Source organism: Sphingomonas sp. Ag1, from assembly GCF_000980895.1.
Classification (GTDB): Bacteria; Pseudomonadota; Alphaproteobacteria; order Sphingomonadales; family Sphingomonadaceae; genus Sphingomonas; species Sphingomonas panaciterrae.
Window position 1 is genome coordinate 1 of the sequence record NZ_LAZX01000018.1, and the last position, 1,597, is coordinate 1,597.

Below are 1,597 nucleotides of genomic sequence, written 5' to 3' on the forward strand. Positions count from 1 at the left end.
GTTCTGGGGCGCGACGCCAGCCGAGCTCGCCGCGCTGGTGCGGGTGCTGGGCGAGGCTGACGGGTCGGGCCGGGCTGACGGGGCGGGGCCCCCCGATGCGGCGATGATCGCCGCGCTGAAAAGGGCATTTCCGGATGGATGAGGATTGGGATCGGATGGTCGTCGGCGTGCGCGCCGACGCCAGTGGCTTTGCACGCGACGTGGCGGAGATGCGCGCCCCGCTGGAAGGGCCGCTGGCCGCAGGTGCGGACCGCGCCGGGCGGGCGATCGAGATGACGCTGGCGCGCGCGGTGCGGACGGGCAAGCTGGGGTTCGAGGACCTGAAAACCGTCGCCTTGTCGGCGATGGGCGAGATTGCGGCCAATGCGCTGCGCGCTGGGATCGGCAGCGTGTTCGGCAGCGTGACGGGCGGGAGCGGGAGTGCGCCGGGCGGGGCGCTGGCTAGCGTGCTGCTTGCCGCGCTGGGCGCGCCGGGGCGGGCGACGGGCGGGCCGGTGTCGCCCGGGCGGCCCTTCTGGGTCGGCGAGCGGGGGCCGGAGCTGTTCGTGCCGACCGCGGCGGGATCGGTGCTGCCGACGCCGGGGCGGGCAGGCGGGGGTGGGCGCGACGTGCGGGTGAGCATCGCGATCAACGCCGCGCCTGAGGCGGCGCCGGCGGCGCTGGCACGATCGAGCCGGCAGGTGGCGCGTGCGGTGAAGGCCGCGCTGACGGATCTGGAGGACTGATATGGCGCATTGCCTGGTGGCCGAGCGGCGGCCGCATCATGCCGCGGACGTGATCACGCGGTTCGATCCGACATTCTGGACGATCAACTTCCCCCGGCCGATGATGGCGGCGGTGACGGCGACCGCGCCCGATGCGCTGCGGGTGGATTGCGCCTTTTACCGGCGCGACGATCTGGCGGGGCTGATCTGGGAGGCGGAGGATCGCCACGATCACCCTTTGCTGGCCTATGACACCGAACGCGATTTTCGCGCGTGCCGATTGTCGTTCCGTTGGCGATCGGGCGGGGTACGGCCGCTCGACGCGACCCACGGCCCGGTGCTGACGATCGAGGGGCGCGATGCGGCGGGCGTGGCGCGCGCCTGGTATGTGCGGCTGTGGAATTATGCTGTCGGGACGCCGGAGGATGCGGTCGTCGCGATCGATTTCGCCGACCTGATCGGCGGGTTCGACCTGCCAACCGATGCCGATCCGGTATGGGCGGGCGACGTCGACCGGCTGTTCATCTCGCTCGTCGCGCCGGGCTATGACGGCGGTCGGCGGCATGTACGCGATCTTCTGCCCGCGATAGCTGGACCAGATCGGCGCCGAGACGATCGCCTTGTAGCTGGCCAGATCCCTGGCATCGATCACGCCGCCGCCGGCCGTGATCCCGGCGGCGAGCCGCTGGGCGAGCGGGCCGGTGTAGAAACCGTCGCGGCCCTTGGCGGCGATCACCTTCAGCGTGGCGGCAAGATCGGGCTGCTTCCACAGCTCGCCGGGCGCATAGGCGCTGCCGTCGGGCTTGAAGAACATCGCCAGCGCGGCGGGATCATCGGCCATCGCGTCCTTCTGATCGGCGTTGGCCTTCGCCTCGTCGTCGGACAGGATGACG

The 1,597-nt window shown here is 71.8% G+C and carries 1 protein-coding gene and 2 pseudogenes; 2 read left to right on the forward strand and 1 reads right to left on the reverse strand.

Going from position 1 to position 1,597, the window contains the following annotated elements; genetic code table 11:
- The first annotated feature begins 134 nt into the window (after nt 1-134).
- Both XM50_RS00150 and XM50_RS20620 read left to right on the forward strand, forming a co-directional pair.
- Nucleotides 135-725: a hypothetical protein gene (locus tag XM50_RS00150; protein WP_046406316.1), complete on the forward strand. Its 591-nt coding sequence runs from the start codon at nt 135-137 to the stop codon at nt 723-725.
- Between the two features lies 1 nt (nt 726).
- A pseudogene (locus tag XM50_RS20620) lies at nt 727-1,260 on the forward strand (non-contractile tail sheath protein); the annotation flags it as partial.
- 60 nt (nt 1,261-1,320) lie between these two features.
- Here XM50_RS20620 and XM50_RS20625 read toward each other — a convergent pair.
- A pseudogene (locus XM50_RS20625) lies at nt 1,321-1,545 on the reverse strand (gamma-glutamyltransferase); the annotation flags it as partial.
- Nucleotides 1,546-1,597 lie beyond the last annotated feature (52 nt).

Excerpts from the sequence above, each read along its gene's own strand:
- XM50_RS00150 (WP_046406316.1), top strand. The coding sequence starts at position 135 with ATGGATGAGGATTGGGATCGGATGGTCGTCGGCGTGCGCGCCGACGCC.